Here is a 15,081-nt window from a genome sequence, read left to right as displayed (position 1 = left end):
CGCCGTTCTTCACGAACTACCGTCCGCAGTTCTACTTCCGGACGACGGACGTGACGGGCATCGTGAAGCTGCCCGAGGGCGTCGAGATGGTGATGCCGGGCGACAACATCACGATGGATGTCGAGCTGATCGCGCCGATCGCGATGGACCAGGGCCTGCGCTTCGCGATCCGCGAAGGCGGCCGCACCGTCGGCGCCGGCGTCGTCGCCCAGATCGTCAAGTAAGCCTCTCCCCGGCGACGGGGTGGTTTCGGGGGCGGGTCGCGCAGGCGGCCCGCCCTTTTTTCTTGCCCGGCCTTCTTTCGTGGCGGGCGGCCCGCCCGCGCCGCCGCGACGGCGCCGGCTTTCCCGGGATGCCGGGGGATGGGCGCCGGCCCGGCGCACCACGCTGGTGGCGAAGACAGGGCGCTGAACGGCGCGGGTGCTCTCGACAGGCCGTTTCCGCTGATATAGATCACGGCCCTCGCGCGGCCCCAGAGGGGCGTAGCTCAATTGGCTAGAGCGCCGGTCTCCAAAACCGGAGGTTGGGGGTTCGAGACCCTCCGCCCCTGCCAGCCGGCCGCGCCGTCTTCGCGGCCGCAGGCCCCCCGGAACACCGGGGGGCCGGCGGACGCGCAGGCCGGGACTTGGTCGAAAGTCCCGTGCATCGGGGTCCGGGTGACCGTCCCGGTGTTCGGGTTGTGTCATCGTCAACACCGTGAAGGGGCCCCTCTTGGCCAAGCTCGATCCCGCGCTGTTCGTCCGCGAGGTGCGGCAGGAAGTGGCCCGCGTCACCTGGCCGTCGCGCAAGGAGACGCTGATCACGACCGGCCTCGTGCTGGCCCTGTCGGCGGCCGCGGCGGTGTTCTTCCTGGTGGTGGACCAGATCATCGCCTACGCGATGCGGATGCTGTTCGGGGTAGGTGGCTGATGGCCGACAAGAAGTGGTACGTGGTCCACGTCTATTCGGGGTTCGAGAAGAAGATCTCCCAGCAGCTGCGTGAGCAGGCCGCCCAGAAGGGCCTGGCCGACGCGTTCGAGGAGATTCTCGTGCCGGCCGAGGAGGTGGTCGAGGTCCGCCGCGGCGCCAAGACGAACCAGGAGCGCAAGTTCTTCCCGGGCTACGTCCTGGTGAAGATGGAAATGACCGACGATGCCTGGCACCTGGTGAAGAACACGCCGAAGGTGACGGGCTTCCTGGGCGAGAAGAACCGCCCGACGCCGATCCGCGAATCCGAAGCGCAGCGCATGCTGAAGCAGGTGCAGGACGGCGCCGACAAGCCGAAGCGCCCCGCCATCGTCTTCGAGGTGGGCGAGCAGGTCCGCGTGGCGGACGGCCCCTTCACCAGCTTCAACGGCACGGTGGAGGAAGTGGACGAGGAACGCGGCCGCGTGAAGGTCAGCGTCTCCATCTTCGGCCGCTCCACGCCGGTGGAGCTTGAATACGGGCAGGTCGAGAAGCTCTGACCCGCGCGCGGAGGGCAAGGCCAGGCCCTCCGCCCCGACCGGACCGCTGGTATCTATTGTATAGTCGAAACGACATGCTATCTGTCCCGCGGGGTGAATAGAGCCCCGATCCAGGCCGGGAATTGCCACGTCGTCCAGTGCCGGGCGCCGCGTCGCGCCGCTGCTCCTCCTCCCCCTCCTCGTCGCCTGCGGTGACGGCAGCGGTTTCCGCCAGGACATCGCCGTCACCAGCGAACCGGCCGGCGCGGCCTGCCAGATCAGCCAGAACAACGCCGTGGTGGCGCGCATCCCCGCCACGCCGGGCATCGCCAGCGTGCCGCGATCCTCGAACCCCATCGTCATTGCCTGCGAGGCGCCCTCGCACCTGCCCGGGCGGCTCGACGTGGCGTCGCGCCAGGACGGCGCGATGCTGGCCGCCTATGCCTTGTCCGGTGGCCTTGTCGGCGTCATGGCCGCCGGCGCGCGGGGCGACATCTATCGATACCCCACGCCCGTCAACGTGCCCCTGCAACCGCAGCGCTTCGCCGATGCCGCCGCCCGCGACGCCTTCTTCGATGCGCGGGAAGCGGAGGCGACGGCCTTCGGCGAGGCCGTGCTGGCCGCACGCCCGGCCTGCGGCGCAGGCGACACGGGCTGCGAGAACCGCCGCGCGGCCGACCGGGCGTTGACCGAGGCGCGGCTGGCGGACCTGCGCACCCAGCGGGCCTCGGCGGCTGTCGGCCCCTGAGGGCGGCCCCTGAGGGCGGCCTCTGAGGGCGGCCTCTGACGGCGGGCGACGCGCCACGGGGCTGGACTCGCCCCAGGCCCCCCGCTATACGCCCGCCTCCGCAAGGCGGCCCGGGTTCCCCGGGCCGTCTGGCGCTGCACGAATGTTGACATTGGAACGCGGGAGAGCCGGGCGACCGGTTCGCAGGTACCGCGGGCCTCTGCCACCAACAGAGGACTGATCATGGCGAAGAAGATCGTCGGCTACATCAAGCTGCAGATCCCGGCCGGCAAGGCGAACCCGTCCCCGCCCGTGGGTCCGGCGCTCGGCCAGCGCGGCCTGAACATCATGGCCTTCGTGAAGGAATTCAACGCGGCGACGCAGTCGATGGAGCCGGGCACCCCGACGCCCGTCGTCATCACCGCGTATTCGGACCGCACCTTCTCCTTCATCACGAAGACGCCGCCCAACACCTACTTCCTGCTGAAGGCGGCGAAGATCGAGAAGGGCAGCACGACGCCGGGCAAGGGCCCGAATGTCGGCCGCGTCACCAAGACGCAGCTCGCCGAGATCGCCAAGGTGAAGATGAAGGACATGAACTGCACGACCGTCGAGGCGGCGGTTCGCATGCTCGCGGGCTCCGCCCGTTCCATGGGCATGACCGTGGTGGAGGGCTGATCCATGGCCAAGCAGGGCAAGCGCCTCAAGGCGATCAATGCCGGTCTCGACCGGGAGAAGGCCTACGCGCTGGATGAGGCGATCAGCCTCGCCAAGGCGAACGCCAAGGCCAAGTTCGACGAGACGATCGAGATCTCGATGAACCTCGGCATCGACCCGCGCCATGCCGACCAGATGGTCCGCGGCGTGGTCGGCCTGCCGAACGGCACCGGCAAGACGGTCCGCGTGGGCGTCTTCGCCCGCGGCCCGAAGGCCGAGGAAGCCAAGGCCGCCGGCGCCGACGTGGTGGGCGCGGACGACCTGGCCGCCCTGGTGCAGGAAGGCAAGATCGAGTTCGACCGCTGCATCGCGACGCCGGACATGATGGCCCTCGTCGGCCGCCTCGGTAAGGTGCTGGGCCCGCGCGGCCTGATGCCGAACCCGAAGCTCGGCACCGTGACGATGGACGTGAAGGGCGCCGTGACGGCCGCCAAGGCCGGCCAGGTGGAGTTCCGCGCCGAGAAGGCCGGCATCGTCCATGCCGGCATCGGCAAGGCGAGCTTCGAGGCCGAGGCGCTGGTCGCCAATGCCCGCGCCTTCGTGGACGCCATCCAGAAGGCCCGCCCCTCGGGTGCCAAGGGCACCTATGTGAAGAAGGTCTCGCTCTCCTCCTCCATGGGCCCCGGCCTGAAGGTGGATGTGGCCAGCCTGTCTTCCGGCGGCTGAGTGTTTCGGCCCTGGCGGCAGCCGGGGCCCGAGGAATTCGGCGCCCGATCCGGGCGCCGGGCAGGGCAGGGGCCCGAGGTCCCTGTCCGAACCTGTCGGAGACCTCCTGTGGCCCTCCCGGCTTCGGCCGGCGGGCCTTGATGCGGCGGACGCCGCGCAGGGGATAGATGGGGTGCCGAAAAGCTTCCCGCTGCCGGGGCAACCCGGTGGCCTGGCTTGGCGGTCCCGATCCAGCAGGCCATTCGGGGCCTGGCGCCGCTCGCGGCGCCGCGGCCCCGCGCTTGAACCGGCCGGGGCCCTTCCAAAAGGCCCTTGCCACCATTCGGATCGTTCCTGGCAAGGCGGGCCTGGCCCGCGGCGCCGGTGGCGTGAATCCGGGTGGCAACTGTAACGGAGACGGGACGTGGACCGTTCGGAAAAGGCTGCCTTCGTGGCGGCGCTTCAGGCGGTGTTCGCAGAGACGTCGTTCGTGCTCGTCAGCCAGAACAAGGGCTTGACGGTCGCGGATGCGACGCGCCTGCGGCGCCAGATGAACAGCGCCGGCGCGACCTACAAGGTGGCGAAGAACCGGCTGGCCGCCCTCGCCCTCACTGGTACCAGCTTCCAGGGCATCTCGCCGCTGCTGAAGGGTCCGACCGCGCTGTCGTGGTCGAAGGATCCTGTGGCCGTGGCGAAGACCGCCGTGGAATTCGCCAAGGGTAACGACAAGTTCGTGATCCTGGGCGGGGCACTCGGCAAGCAGACCCTGAACGCCGATGGCGTGAAGGCCCTGGCCGAGCTGCCGTCGCTGGAAGCGCTGCGTGCGTCGCTGCTCGGCATGATCCAGACCCCGGCCACCCGCATCGCGGGCGTGCTGCAGGCCCCTGGCAGCCAGCTGGCGCGCGTCTTCAGCGCCTACGCCAAGAAGGACGAGGCGGAGGCGGAAGCGGCCTGAGAAGGCCGGTTTCGCACAGCCTGAGACACCGACGACGCCCTGGCGGGGGAGACTCCGCACGGGTGTTGCAAATACCAAGCCAAGCCATTAGATCGAAGGAAATACACCATGGCAGACCTCGCTAAGCTCGTTGACGAGCTCTCCGCCCTCACCGTCCTGGAGGCCGCCGAGCTCTCCAAGATGCTGGAAGAGAAGTGGGGCGTTTCCGCCGCCGCGCCGGTGGCCGTTGCCGCCGCCGCGCCGGCCGCCGCCGCCGCCGCTCCGGTCGAGGAGAAGACCGAGTTCACCGTCACGCTGAAGGCGGGCGGCGACAAGAAGATCAACGTGATCAAGGAGATCCGTACGATCACCGGTCTCGGCCTGAAGGAAGCGAAGGACCTGGTCGAGGGCGCGCCGAAGCTGGTCAAGGACGGCGTGAGCAAGGACGAGGCCCAGAAGATCAAGAAGGTGCTGGAAGAGAACGGCGCCACGGTCGAGATCAGCTGAGCATTCGGCGGAACCGGCCCCGGCAACGGGGCCGGCACCGCGGAAGCTTCCCGGGGGCCCCCTTGGGGCTGCCCGGGACACTATCTGGCGGGAACGGGCGGGACTCCCGGAAGGGAATCCCGCCCGCGCCCGCGTTTGACGGTGGTTTTGCCACCGGTTTTGACGATGAAGCGCCGCAGGGCCGGTCCAGTCGGGCCGGGCGGGCGGGGCACTCTGGCGAAGATCCTCCGGGCGCGGTTTGCGGCCGGCAGGCACGGGAAGCGGGACAGGCATGAACGCTATCACGAAGTCGTTCACGGCGCGCAAGCGGATCCGGCGGTCCTTCGGGCGGTTGCCCGAAGTGGCGCCGATGCCCAACCTCATCGATGTGCAGCGCGCTTCCTACGAAGCGTTCCTGCAGATGGGGGTGGACCCGGACAGCCGCACGCATACGGGGCTTCAGGAGGTCTTCAAGTCGGTCTTCCCGATCGACGATTTCGGCGGCCGCGGCCGCCTGGAATTCGTCCAGTACGAACTCGAGGAACCGAAATACGACGTCGAGGAATGCATCCAGCGCGGGCTGACCTTCGCCGCGCCGCTGAAGGTGCGGCTGCGCCTCATCGTCTGGGACGTGGATGAGGACACGGGTTCTCGTTCCGTCCGCGATATCAAGGAGCAGGACGTCTACATGGGCGACATGCCGCTCATGACGGACAACGGCACCTTCATCATCAACGGCACCGAGCGCGTCATCGTCTCCCAGATGCACCGCAGCCCGGGCGTCTTCTTCGATCACGACAAGGGCAAGACGCACAGCAGCGGCAAGTACCTCTTCGCCGCGCGCGTCATCCCCTATCGCGGCTCCTGGCTCGACTTCGAGTTCGACGCCAAGGACATCTGCTATGTCCGCATCGACCGGAAGCGGAAGCTGCCGGCGACGACGCTGCTCTATGCCCTCGACAGCCAGTGGACCGAGAAGCAGCGCGCCGAGCGCGCCTCCGCCGGCCTGCCCGCGCTCGAGATCGGCGAGATCCGCGGCATGGACGCCGAGGAGATCCTGAACGCCTTCTACGGCCAGGTCGTCTTCTCCCGCGGCCCCAAGGGCTGGTCGCGCCCCTTCGACCCCGACGCCTTCCGCGGCATCAAGCTGCAGGAAGCGCTCGTCGATGCGAAGACCGGCCAGGTGGTGGCCGAGAAGGACGTGAAGCTGACGCCGCGCGCGGCGCGGAAGATCGCGGAAGGCGGCACGACGGAAGTGCTGGTCGGCCGCGCGGACCTGCTCGGCCGCTTCGTGGCCGAGGACATGGTCAACATGCAGACCGGCGAGATCTGGGCCGAGGCCGGCGAGGAGCTGACCGAGCCGAAGCTGGTCGCGATCGAGGAAGCCGGTCTCGACCGGCTGCCGACGCTGGCCATCGACCAGTCCGCCGGCCCCTGGATGCGCAACACGCTGGCGGTGGACAAGAATTCCAACCGCGACGAAGCGCTGATGGACATCTACCGGGTGATGCGCCCGGGCGAGCCGCCGACCGCCGACACGGCGGAGACGCTGTTCCGCGGCCTGTTCTTCGATGGCGAGCGCTACGACCTCTCGGCCGTGGGCCGCGTGAAGATGAACATGCGCCTCGGCTTCTCGGCCGATGAGGTGCCGGACACGCAGCGCACGCTGCGCAAGCAGGACATCGTGCAGACGCTGCGCGTGCTGCTGCAGCTGAAGGACGGCAACGGCTCCATCGACGACATCGACAACCTCGGCAACCGCCGGGTGCGCTCGGTCGGCGAGCTGATGGAGAACCAGTACCGCGTCGGCCTGCTGCGCATGGAGCGCGCGATCAAGGAGCGCATGGGGTCGGTCGATATCGACACCGTCATGCCGCATGACCTGATCAACGCGAAGCCGGCCGCGGCGGCGGTGCGGGAGTTCTTCGGCTCCTCGCAGCTCTCGCAGTTCATGGACCAGACCAACCCGCTCTCCGAGGTGACACATAAGCGCCGCCTCTCGGCGCTGGGCCCGGGCGGCCTGACGCGGGAGCGCGCGGGCTTCGAGGTGCGCGACGTCCACCCGACCCATTACGGCCGCATTTGCCCGATCGAGACGCCGGAAGGCCCGAATATCGGCCTGATCAACAGCCTCGCGACCTTCGCCAAGGTGAACAAGTACGGCTTCATCGAGACGCCGTACCGCCTGGTGAAGGACGGCAAGGTGACGGGCGCGCCGCGCTACCTCTCCGCCATGGAGGAGGAGCGCCTGGTGGTCGCGCAGGCGGATGCCGAGGTGGACACGGATGGCAGCTTCAAGTCGGAGCTGGTCAGCGTGCGCGATGGCGGCGACTTCCGCCTGGTGAAGCCGGAGGAGGTGACGGCGATCGACGTCTCCCCCAAGCAGCTCGTCTCCGTCGCCGCGGCGCTGATCCCGTTCCTGGAGAACGACGACGCGAACCGCGCGCTGATGGGCTCCAACATGATGCGCCAGGCGGTGCCGCTGATCCAGGCGGATGCGCCGCTGGTCGGCACCGGCATGGAAGCGGCGGTGGCGCGCGACAGCGGCGCCACCATCGTGGCCAAGCGCGACGGCATCATCGACAGCATCGATGGCGCGCGCATCGTCGTGCGCGCCACGGCGGATGACGGCACCACCAAGGGCGTCGACATCTACCGCCTGCGCAAGTTCATGCGGTCCAACCAGTCCACCTGCATCAATCAGCGCCCGCTGGTGAAGGTGGGGGACAAGGTGAATGCCGGCGACATCATCGCCGACGGCCCCTCCACGGAGTTCGGCGAGCTGGCGCTGGGCCGCAACGCCCTCGTCGCCTTCATGCCCTGGAACGGCTACAACTTCGAGGACAGCATCCTGATCTCGGAGCGCATCGCGCGCGACGACGTCTTCACCTCCATCCACATCGACGAGTTCGAGGTGATGGCCCGCGACACCAAGCTGGGCCAGGAGGAGATTACTCGAGATATCCCGAACGTCGGCGAAGAGGCTCTTCGGAACCTCGACGAAGCGGGCATCGTCTATATCGGTGCCGAAGTGCAGCCGGGCGACATCCTGGTCGGCAAGGTGACGCCGAAGGGCGAGAGCCCGATGACGCCGGAGGAGAAGCTGCTCCGCGCCATCTTCGGCGAGAAGGCCAGCGACGTCCGCGACACCTCGCTGCGCCTGCCGCCGGGCGTGGCCGGCACCATCGTCGATGTCCGCGTCTTCAGCCGCCGTGGCGTGGACAAGGACGAGCGCGCGATGGCGATCGAGCGCGCCGAGATCGACCGCCTGGCCAAGGACCGCGACGACGAGAAGGCGATCCAGGAGCGGTCCTTCTTCTCCCGCCTCCGCGAGCGTCTGCTGGGCCGCAAGGCCTCCGGCGGCTTCAAGGGCGTGAAGGCCGGCACCGAGCTGACGCAGGACGTGCTCGACCAGTTCGCCAAGGCGACCTGGCGCCAGATCGGCGTGCAGGACGATGCGGCGATGGCCGAGATCGAGGCGCTGAAGCGCGAATTCGACGCGGCCGTGGAGCGCCTGCAGAAGCGCTTCGAGTCCAAGGTCGAGAAGCTGCAGCGCGGCGATGAGCTGCCGCCCGGCGTGATGAAGATGGTCAAGGTCTTCGTCGCGGTGAAGCGCAAGCTGCAGCCCGGCGACAAGATGGCCGGCCGCCACGGCAACAAGGGTGTGGTGTCCCGCGTCGTGCCGATCGAGGACATGCCGTTCCTGGAGAGCGGCCAGCCCGTCGACCTGGTGCTGAACCCGCTCGGCGTGCCCTCGCGCATGAACGTGGGTCAGATCCTGGAGACGCATCTGGGCTGGGCCTGCGCGAATATCGGCCGCCAGATCAGCGACCTCGTCGAGGAGTATCGCCGCGGCGGTGCGATGCGGGAGGAGCTGATCGCCAAGCTGCGCGAGGCCTATCCGGACGACGTCATCGCGCGGGACATCGACCCGATGGATGACGACCAGCTGATCGAGCTGTGCGAGAACCTGAAGAAGGGCGTGCCCATCGCGACGCCGGTCTTCGACGGCGCGCGCATGGCGGATATCGAGGGCATGCTGGAGAAGGCGGACCTCGACAAGTCCGGCCAGGTCTGGCTGCACGATGGCCGTTCGGGCGAGCGGTTCGAGCGCAAGGTCACGGTCGGCTACATCTACATGCTGAAGCTGCACCACCTGGTGGATGACAAGATCCACGCGCGCTCGATCGGCCCCTACTCGCTGGTCACGCAGCAGCCGCTGGGTGGCAAGGCCCAGTTCGGCGGCCAGCGCTTCGGCGAAATGGAGGTCTGGGCGCTCGAGGCCTACGGCGCCGCCTATACGCTGCAGGAGATGCTGACGGTGAAGTCGGACGACGTGTCCGGCCGCACCAAGGTCTATGAGGCGATCGTCCGCGACCAGGACAATTTCGAGGCCGGCATCCCCGAATCCTTCAACGTGCTGGTGAAGGAACTGAAGTCGCTGGGTCTCAACGTGGACCTCGAGAATCGCCCCGCCTGATCCGGGCGCCTGACTGCCCGCGCCGCCTTCGGGCGGCGCGGTTCTCTCTCCCTTTTCGTGGCGCGCAGGCCCAAGGGCTGACGCGCCGGACGGAGTGGACCGCATGAACGAGCTGATGAAGATCCTCGGCCAGACCGGCCAGGCGATGACCTTCGATCAGATCCGCATCTCGATCGCCTCGCCGGAGCAGATCCGCTCCTGGTCCTATGGCGAGATCAAGAAGCCGGAGACGATCAACTACCGCACCTTCAAGCCGGAGCGGGACGGGCTGTTCTGCGCCCGCATCTTCGGCCCGATCAAGGACTACGAGTGCCTCTGCGGCAAGTACAAGCGGATGAAGTTCCGCGGCATCATCTGCGAGAAGTGCGGCGTGGAAGTGACGCTCGCCAAGGTCCGGCGCGAGCGCATGGGCCATATCGAGCTGGCGTCCCCCGTCGCGCATATCTGGTTCATGAAGTCCCTTCCGAGCCGCGTCGGCCTGATGGTCGACATGTCGCTGAAGGAGCTGGAGAAGGTCCTCTACTTCGAGAGCTATGTGGTGCTTGAGCCGGGCCTGACGGACCTGAAGCTCCACCAGCTCCTCACGGAAGACCAGTACCAGACCAAGCAGGACGAGTTCGGCGAGGACGCCTTCTCCGTCGGCATCGGCGCCGAGGCGGTGAAGCAGATGCTCGCCGCCATCGACCTCGACAAGGAAGCGACCCGCCTGCGCACGGAGCTGAAGGAGACGACCTCCGAGGCCAAGCGCAAGAAGCTGGTGAAGCGCCTCAAGATGCTGGAGAGCTTCGCCGAGGGCGGCGCGCGTCCGGAGTGGATGATTCTGGACGTCGTCCCGGTGATCCCGCCGGAGCTGCGCCCGCTGGTGCCGCTGGATGGCGGCCGCTTCGCGACCTCGGACCTGAACGACCTCTATCGCCGCGTCATCAACCGCAACAACCGCCTGAAGCGGCTGATCGAGCTGCGCGCGCCCGACATCATCGTGCGCAACGAGAAGCGCATGCTGCAGGAGGCCGTTGACGCGCTGTTCGACAATGGTCGCCGCGGCCGCGCGATCACGGGCGCCAACAAGCGCCCGCTGAAGTCGCTGTCCGACATGCTGAAGGGCAAGCAGGGCCGGTTCCGCCAGAACCTGCTCGGCAAGCGCGTGGACTATTCCGGCCGTTCGGTCATCGTGGTGGGCCCGGAGCTGAAGCTCCACCAGTGCGGCCTGCCGAAGAAGATGGCGCTGGAGCTGTTCAAGCCCTTCATCTACTCGAAGCTCGAGAAGTACGGCCACGCCACCACCATCAAGGCCGCGAAGCGGATGGTGGAGAAGGAGCGGCCGGAGGTGTGGGACATCCTCGAGGAGGTGATCCGCGAGCACCCGGTCCTGCTGAACCGCGCGCCGACGCTGCACCGCCTGGGCATCCAGGCCTTCGAGCCGACGCTGGTCGAGGGCAAGGCGATCCAGCTGCACCCGCTGGTCTGCACCGCCTTCAACGCCGACTTCGACGGCGACCAGATGGCCGTGCACGTGCCGCTGTCGCTGGAAGCGCAGCTGGAAGCGCGCGTGCTGATGATGTCCACCAACAACATCCTCAGCCCGGCCAACGGCAAGCCGATCATCGTGCCGAGCCAGGACATCGTGCTCGGCCTCTATTACCTCAGCCTCGAGACGCCGGAATACCGCGCGGCGGATGAGAAGGAGGCCCCGGCCTTCGCCACGATCGGCGAGATCGAGCAGGCGCTGGCGGCCGGCTTCATCAACCTGCACACCAAGATCCGCGCCCGCCGCAAGGCCGTGGACAAGGACGGCAACACGGTCACCGAGCGCGTGGTGACGACGCCGGGCCGCATGTTCATGGGCGCGCTGCTGCCGCTGAACGCCGCGGTCCCCTATTCGCTGCTGAACCGCCAGCTGACCAAGAAGACGATCTCCGACGTCATCGACGCCGTCTATCGTCACTGCGGCCAGAAGGAGAGCGTGATCTTCGCCGACCGGCTGATGGGGCTGGGCTTCCGCCATGCGGCGAAGGCCGGCATCTCCTTCGGCAAGGACGACATGGTCATGCCGGACAACAAGTACACGCTGATCGGCAACACCAAGGACCAGGTGAAGGAGTTCGAGCAGCAGTACCTGGACGGCCTCATCACCGCCGGCGAGCGCTACAACAAGGTGGTCGACGCCTGGTCGCGCTGCACGGAAGAAGTGGCGCAGGCCATGATGAAGGAGATCCAGAAGCAGGAGATCGGCAAGCCCGCCAACTCCGTCTGGATGATGTCGCATTCCGGCGCACGCGGCTCGCCCGCGCAGATGCGCCAGCTCGCCGGCATGCGCGGCCTGATGGCCAAGCCCTCGGGCGAGATCATCGAGCAGCCGATCATCAACTGCTTCAAGGAAGGCCTGACGGTCCTCGAGTACTTCAACTCCACCCACGGCGCCCGCAAGGGCCTGGCGGATACGGCGCTGAAGACCGCGAACTCCGGCTACCTGACCCGCCGCCTGGTGGACGTGGCGCAGGACTGCATCATCGTCGAGGATGATTGCGGCACCGAGCGCGGCATCACCGTGCGCGCGGTGATGGATGGCGGCGAGGTCGTCTCCTCCCTCTCCGAGCGCATCCTGGGCCGGACGACGCAGGAAGACGTGCTCGACCCGGCCGATGGCCGCGTGCTGGTGAAGATCAACACGCTGATCGAGGAGCCGGAGGCCGAGCTGATCGAGAAGGCCGGCGTGGAGGCGGTGAAGATCCGCTCCGTGCTGACCTGCGACGCGCGCGTCGGCGTCTGCGGCCATTGCTACGGGCGCGACCTGGCCCGCGGCACGCCGGTGAACACCGGCGAGGCGGTGGGCGTCATCGCCGCGCAGTCGATCGGCGAGCCGGGCACGCAGCTGACCATGCGCACCTTCCACATCGGCGGTGCCGCGCAGCGTGGCGCGGAACAGTCGGCGGTGGAGGCGATCGCGGACGGCACGGTGAAGTTCCTGAACCGCGTGGTCGTCACGACCAGCCAGGGTGCGACCATCGTCATGGCCCGCAACTGCGAGGCCCTGCTGATGGACGCCAATGGCCGGGAGCGTGGCCGTTCGCGCGTGCCCTACGGCGCCAGGCTGCTGGTGGAGGAGGGCGCCACGGTGGCCCGCGGCCAGAAGCTGGCGGAGTGGGACCCCTTCACCCTGCCGATCATCACCGAGAAGAACGGCAAGGTGGAATTCGCCGACCTGATCGAGAACGTCACCCTCATGGACCGCATGGACGAGGTGACGGGCCTGTCGTTCAAGGAGGTCGTCGAATACAAGTCCGTCGGCCGCGGCGCGGATCTCCGCCCGCGCCTGATCCTGCGCGACGCGGCGGGCAACGTCGTGAAGCGCGACAATGGCGCGGAGGCGATCACCGTCCTGCCGCCGGGCTCGATCCTGTCGGTCGAGAACGGCAAGGAGGTCAGCATCGGCGACGTCATCGCGCGCATGCCGCGCGAATCGTCGAAGACGCGCGACATCACCGGCGGTCTGCCGCGGGTGGCGGAGCTGTTCGAGGCGCGTCGCCCGAAGGACGCGGCGATCATCGCCGATGTCGATGGCCGCGTTGAGTTCGGCAAGGACTACAAGGCCAAGCGCCGCATCCTGGTGGTGCCGGAGCAGATCGGCGACGAGCCGGTGACGCCCCGGGAATACCTGGTGCCGAAGGGCAAGCACGTCTCCGTCCAGGAAGGCGACTACGTGAAGGCCGGCGACCCGCTGGTGGACGGCCCGCGCGTGCCGCACGACATCCTGCGCGTGCTGGGGGTCGAGGCGCTGGCGAACTACCTCGTGAACGAGATCCAGGACGTTTATCGACTGCAGGGCGTGAAGATCAACGACAAGCACATCGAGGTCATCGTTCGCCAGATGCTGCAGAAGGTCGAGATCCTGGATCCGGGCGACACGACCTACCTGATCGGCGAGACGGTGGAGCGAATCGAGTTCGAGATCGAGAACGAGAAGCGCATCGCCGCCAAGGAACGCCCCGCGCGCGCCGAGCCGGTGCTGCAGGGCATCACCAAGGCCTCGCTGCAGACGACCTCCTTCATCTCGGCCGCCTCCTTCCAGGAGACGACCCGGGTGCTGACGGAGGCCGCGACGGCCGGCAAGGTGGATAACCTGATGGGCCTGAAGGAAAACGTGATCGTCGGGCGCCTGATCCCGGCGGGCACGGGTTCCGTCATGAACAAGCTGCGCGCGGTGGCGGCGCAGCGGGATCGCGGCCGCATCCCGACCAGCCCGGCGCCTCTGCCGGGGCCGGCGCGGGCGGCGGAATAAGGCCAGGGAAGGGGCTCCGGCCCCTTCCGCGCGGCGCGTGGCGGCCCCCGGAGGGGGATGCGCCACCGCCTGGCGTGGTGGAACGACGGTGGCGCCCGGAGCGGCGAAACCGGTCCCGACGGGAAGTTCCACTTCGCTTGACTCAACAGGACACGGCGAATATACGGCGGGTCCTTGGTCGGGGTCGGTGCTCATGCATCGCACGGCCGGGCTGTAATTTTGGTCCACAGCGATGCGTCGCCGGCGCCGCCTTCCCGAGGTTCGGGTGGGCTGAGGCCGGTGGCAGGACGGTAGCCCGCAGGGTGCGCAATTGCGCGCCCACGCGGGCCAACGTGCTTGGCGGCGTTGTGGAGAGACGGGACGGGCACGAAGGGGCGTCATGCCGACGATCAACCAGCTCATCGCCACGGGGCGAGAGCCCATTGCGAAGCGGAACAAGGTTCCGGCCCTGCAGGGCAGCCCCCAGAAGCGGGGCGTGTGCACGCGCGTCTATACGACGACGCCGAAGAAGCCGAACTCCGCTCTGCGTAAGGTGGCGAAGGTCCGCCTGACGAATGGCTACGAGGTCGTGAGCTACATCCCCGGCGAGGGTCACAACCTGCAGGAACACTCGGTCGTCCTGATCCGCGGTGGCCGCGTGAAGGACCTTCCGGGCGTCCGCTACCACATCCTGCGTGGCGTGCTCGACACGCAGGGCATCGCGAAGCGTCGCCAGCGCCGGTCGCTGTACGGCGCCAAGCGGCCGAAGTGAGGATCTGAGAGATGTCGCGCCGCCATAGCGCCACGAAGCGTGAGGTCCTGCCGGACCCGAAGTTCGGTGACCTCGTGCTGAGCCGTTTCATGAACGTGCTCATGTACGACGGCAAGAAGAGCACCGCCGAGGGCATCGTCTACGCCGCCATGGATACGCTGAAGCGCCGCGGGGGTCCGAACAGCGACCCGCTGCGCGTCTTCCATGAGGCGATGGACAATGTGAAGCCGGCCGTGGAAGTCCGCAGCCGCCGCGTCGGTGGCGCGACCTACCAGGTGCCCGTCGAGGTTCGGCCGGAGCGGCGCCAGGCGCTCGCGATCCGCTGGATCATCGACAGCGCGCGCAAGCGCGGCGAGCACACGATGGAAGACCGCCTTTCGGCGGAGCTGATGGACGCCGCCAACAACCGTGGGTCGGCCGTCAAGAAGCGCGAAGACACGCACCGGATGGCAGAGGCCAACAAGGCCTTCAGCCACTACCGCTGGTAAACACGACCCGATCCTGAGGACCTGAAGCAATGGCCAAGGCGAAATTCGAGCGGACGAAGCCGCACTGCAACATCGGCACGATCGGGCACGTGGACCATGGGAAGACGTCGCTGACGGCGGCGATCACCAAGGTTCTGGCGAAGACGGGTG

13 protein-coding genes and 1 tRNA gene are annotated in these 15,081 nt (G+C 68.0%); all 14 read left to right on the top strand.

What is annotated here, in order from left to right; translation table 11 throughout:
• Positions 1-224, top strand: a 224-nt coding sequence (locus JJI54_RS31575; protein WP_456305621.1) for an EF-Tu C-terminal domain-related protein, incomplete at its 5' end; no start/stop codon positions are given.
• A 252-nt stretch (positions 225-476) separates the two neighbouring features.
• Positions 477-553 (top strand) — tRNA-Trp (locus JJI54_RS31570).
• A gap of 158 nt (positions 554-711) precedes the next feature.
• Positions 712-909, top strand: a complete 198-nt coding sequence (secE, locus tag JJI54_RS31565; RefSeq protein WP_092961094.1) for a preprotein translocase subunit SecE — start codon at positions 712-714, stop codon at positions 907-909.
• On the top strand, positions 909-1,445 hold the full coding sequence (gene nusG / locus JJI54_RS31560; RefSeq protein WP_203077427.1) for a transcription termination/antitermination protein NusG: 537 nt from the start codon (positions 909-911) through the stop codon (positions 1,443-1,445). The genes secE and nusG overlap by 1 nt, the downstream gene beginning before the upstream one ends.
• A gap of 277 nt (positions 1,446-1,722) precedes the next feature.
• Positions 1,723-2,172 carry a hypothetical protein gene (locus tag JJI54_RS31555; RefSeq protein WP_203077426.1) on the top strand — a complete coding sequence of 150 codons (450 nt, stop codon included), beginning with the start codon at positions 1,723-1,725 and terminating at the stop codon, positions 2,170-2,172.
• A 222-nt stretch (positions 2,173-2,394) separates the two neighbouring features.
• Positions 2,395-2,829, top strand: a complete 435-nt coding sequence (gene rplK / locus JJI54_RS31550; RefSeq protein ID WP_203077425.1) for a 50S ribosomal protein L11 — start codon at positions 2,395-2,397, stop codon at positions 2,827-2,829.
• Between the two features lie 3 nt (positions 2,830-2,832).
• Positions 2,833-3,534 (top strand): 50S ribosomal protein L1, encoded by a 702-nt coding sequence (rplA, locus tag JJI54_RS31545; RefSeq protein ID WP_203077424.1) that lies wholly within the window; start codon positions 2,833-2,835, stop codon positions 3,532-3,534.
• A gap of 403 nt (positions 3,535-3,937) precedes the next feature.
• A complete protein-coding gene (gene rplJ, locus JJI54_RS31540) occupies positions 3,938-4,468 on the top strand; it encodes a 50S ribosomal protein L10 (RefSeq protein WP_203077423.1) in 531 nt (176 codons plus the stop codon).
• A gap of 108 nt (positions 4,469-4,576) precedes the next feature.
• Positions 4,577-4,954 carry a 50S ribosomal protein L7/L12 gene (gene rplL / locus JJI54_RS31535; RefSeq protein WP_203077422.1) on the top strand — a complete coding sequence of 126 codons (378 nt, stop codon included), beginning with the start codon at positions 4,577-4,579 and terminating at the stop codon, positions 4,952-4,954.
• Between the two features lie 271 nt (positions 4,955-5,225).
• Positions 5,226-9,413 (top strand): DNA-directed RNA polymerase subunit beta, encoded by a 4,188-nt coding sequence (rpoB, locus tag JJI54_RS31530; RefSeq protein WP_203077421.1) that lies wholly within the window; start codon positions 5,226-5,228, stop codon positions 9,411-9,413.
• Between the two features lie 103 nt (positions 9,414-9,516).
• A complete protein-coding gene (gene rpoC, locus JJI54_RS31525) occupies positions 9,517-13,692 on the top strand; it encodes a DNA-directed RNA polymerase subunit beta' (protein WP_203077419.1) in 4,176 nt (1,391 codons plus the stop codon).
• Between the two features lie 379 nt (positions 13,693-14,071).
• Positions 14,072-14,443, top strand: a complete 372-nt coding sequence (rpsL, locus tag JJI54_RS31520; protein ID WP_164698267.1) for a 30S ribosomal protein S12 — start codon at positions 14,072-14,074, stop codon at positions 14,441-14,443.
• Positions 14,444-14,454: 11 nt separating this feature from the next.
• The gene (gene rpsG, locus JJI54_RS31515; protein WP_164698266.1) at positions 14,455-14,931 is read left to right on the top strand and encodes a 30S ribosomal protein S7; all 477 of its coding nucleotides are present in this window, start codon (positions 14,455-14,457) and stop codon (positions 14,929-14,931) included.
• A 29-nt stretch (positions 14,932-14,960) separates the two neighbouring features.
• The coding region (locus JJI54_RS31510; protein WP_237214376.1) for a GTP-binding protein at positions 14,961-15,081 on the top strand (121 nt) is incomplete at its 3' end.

It is taken from the genome of Falsiroseomonas ponticola (genome assembly GCF_016805305.1).
Classification (GTDB): Bacteria; Pseudomonadota; Alphaproteobacteria; order Acetobacterales; family Acetobacteraceae; genus Falsiroseomonas; species Falsiroseomonas ponticola.
Note: the sequence above shows the minus strand (reverse complement) of the source record. Positions and strands in the feature narration are given on the sequence as shown.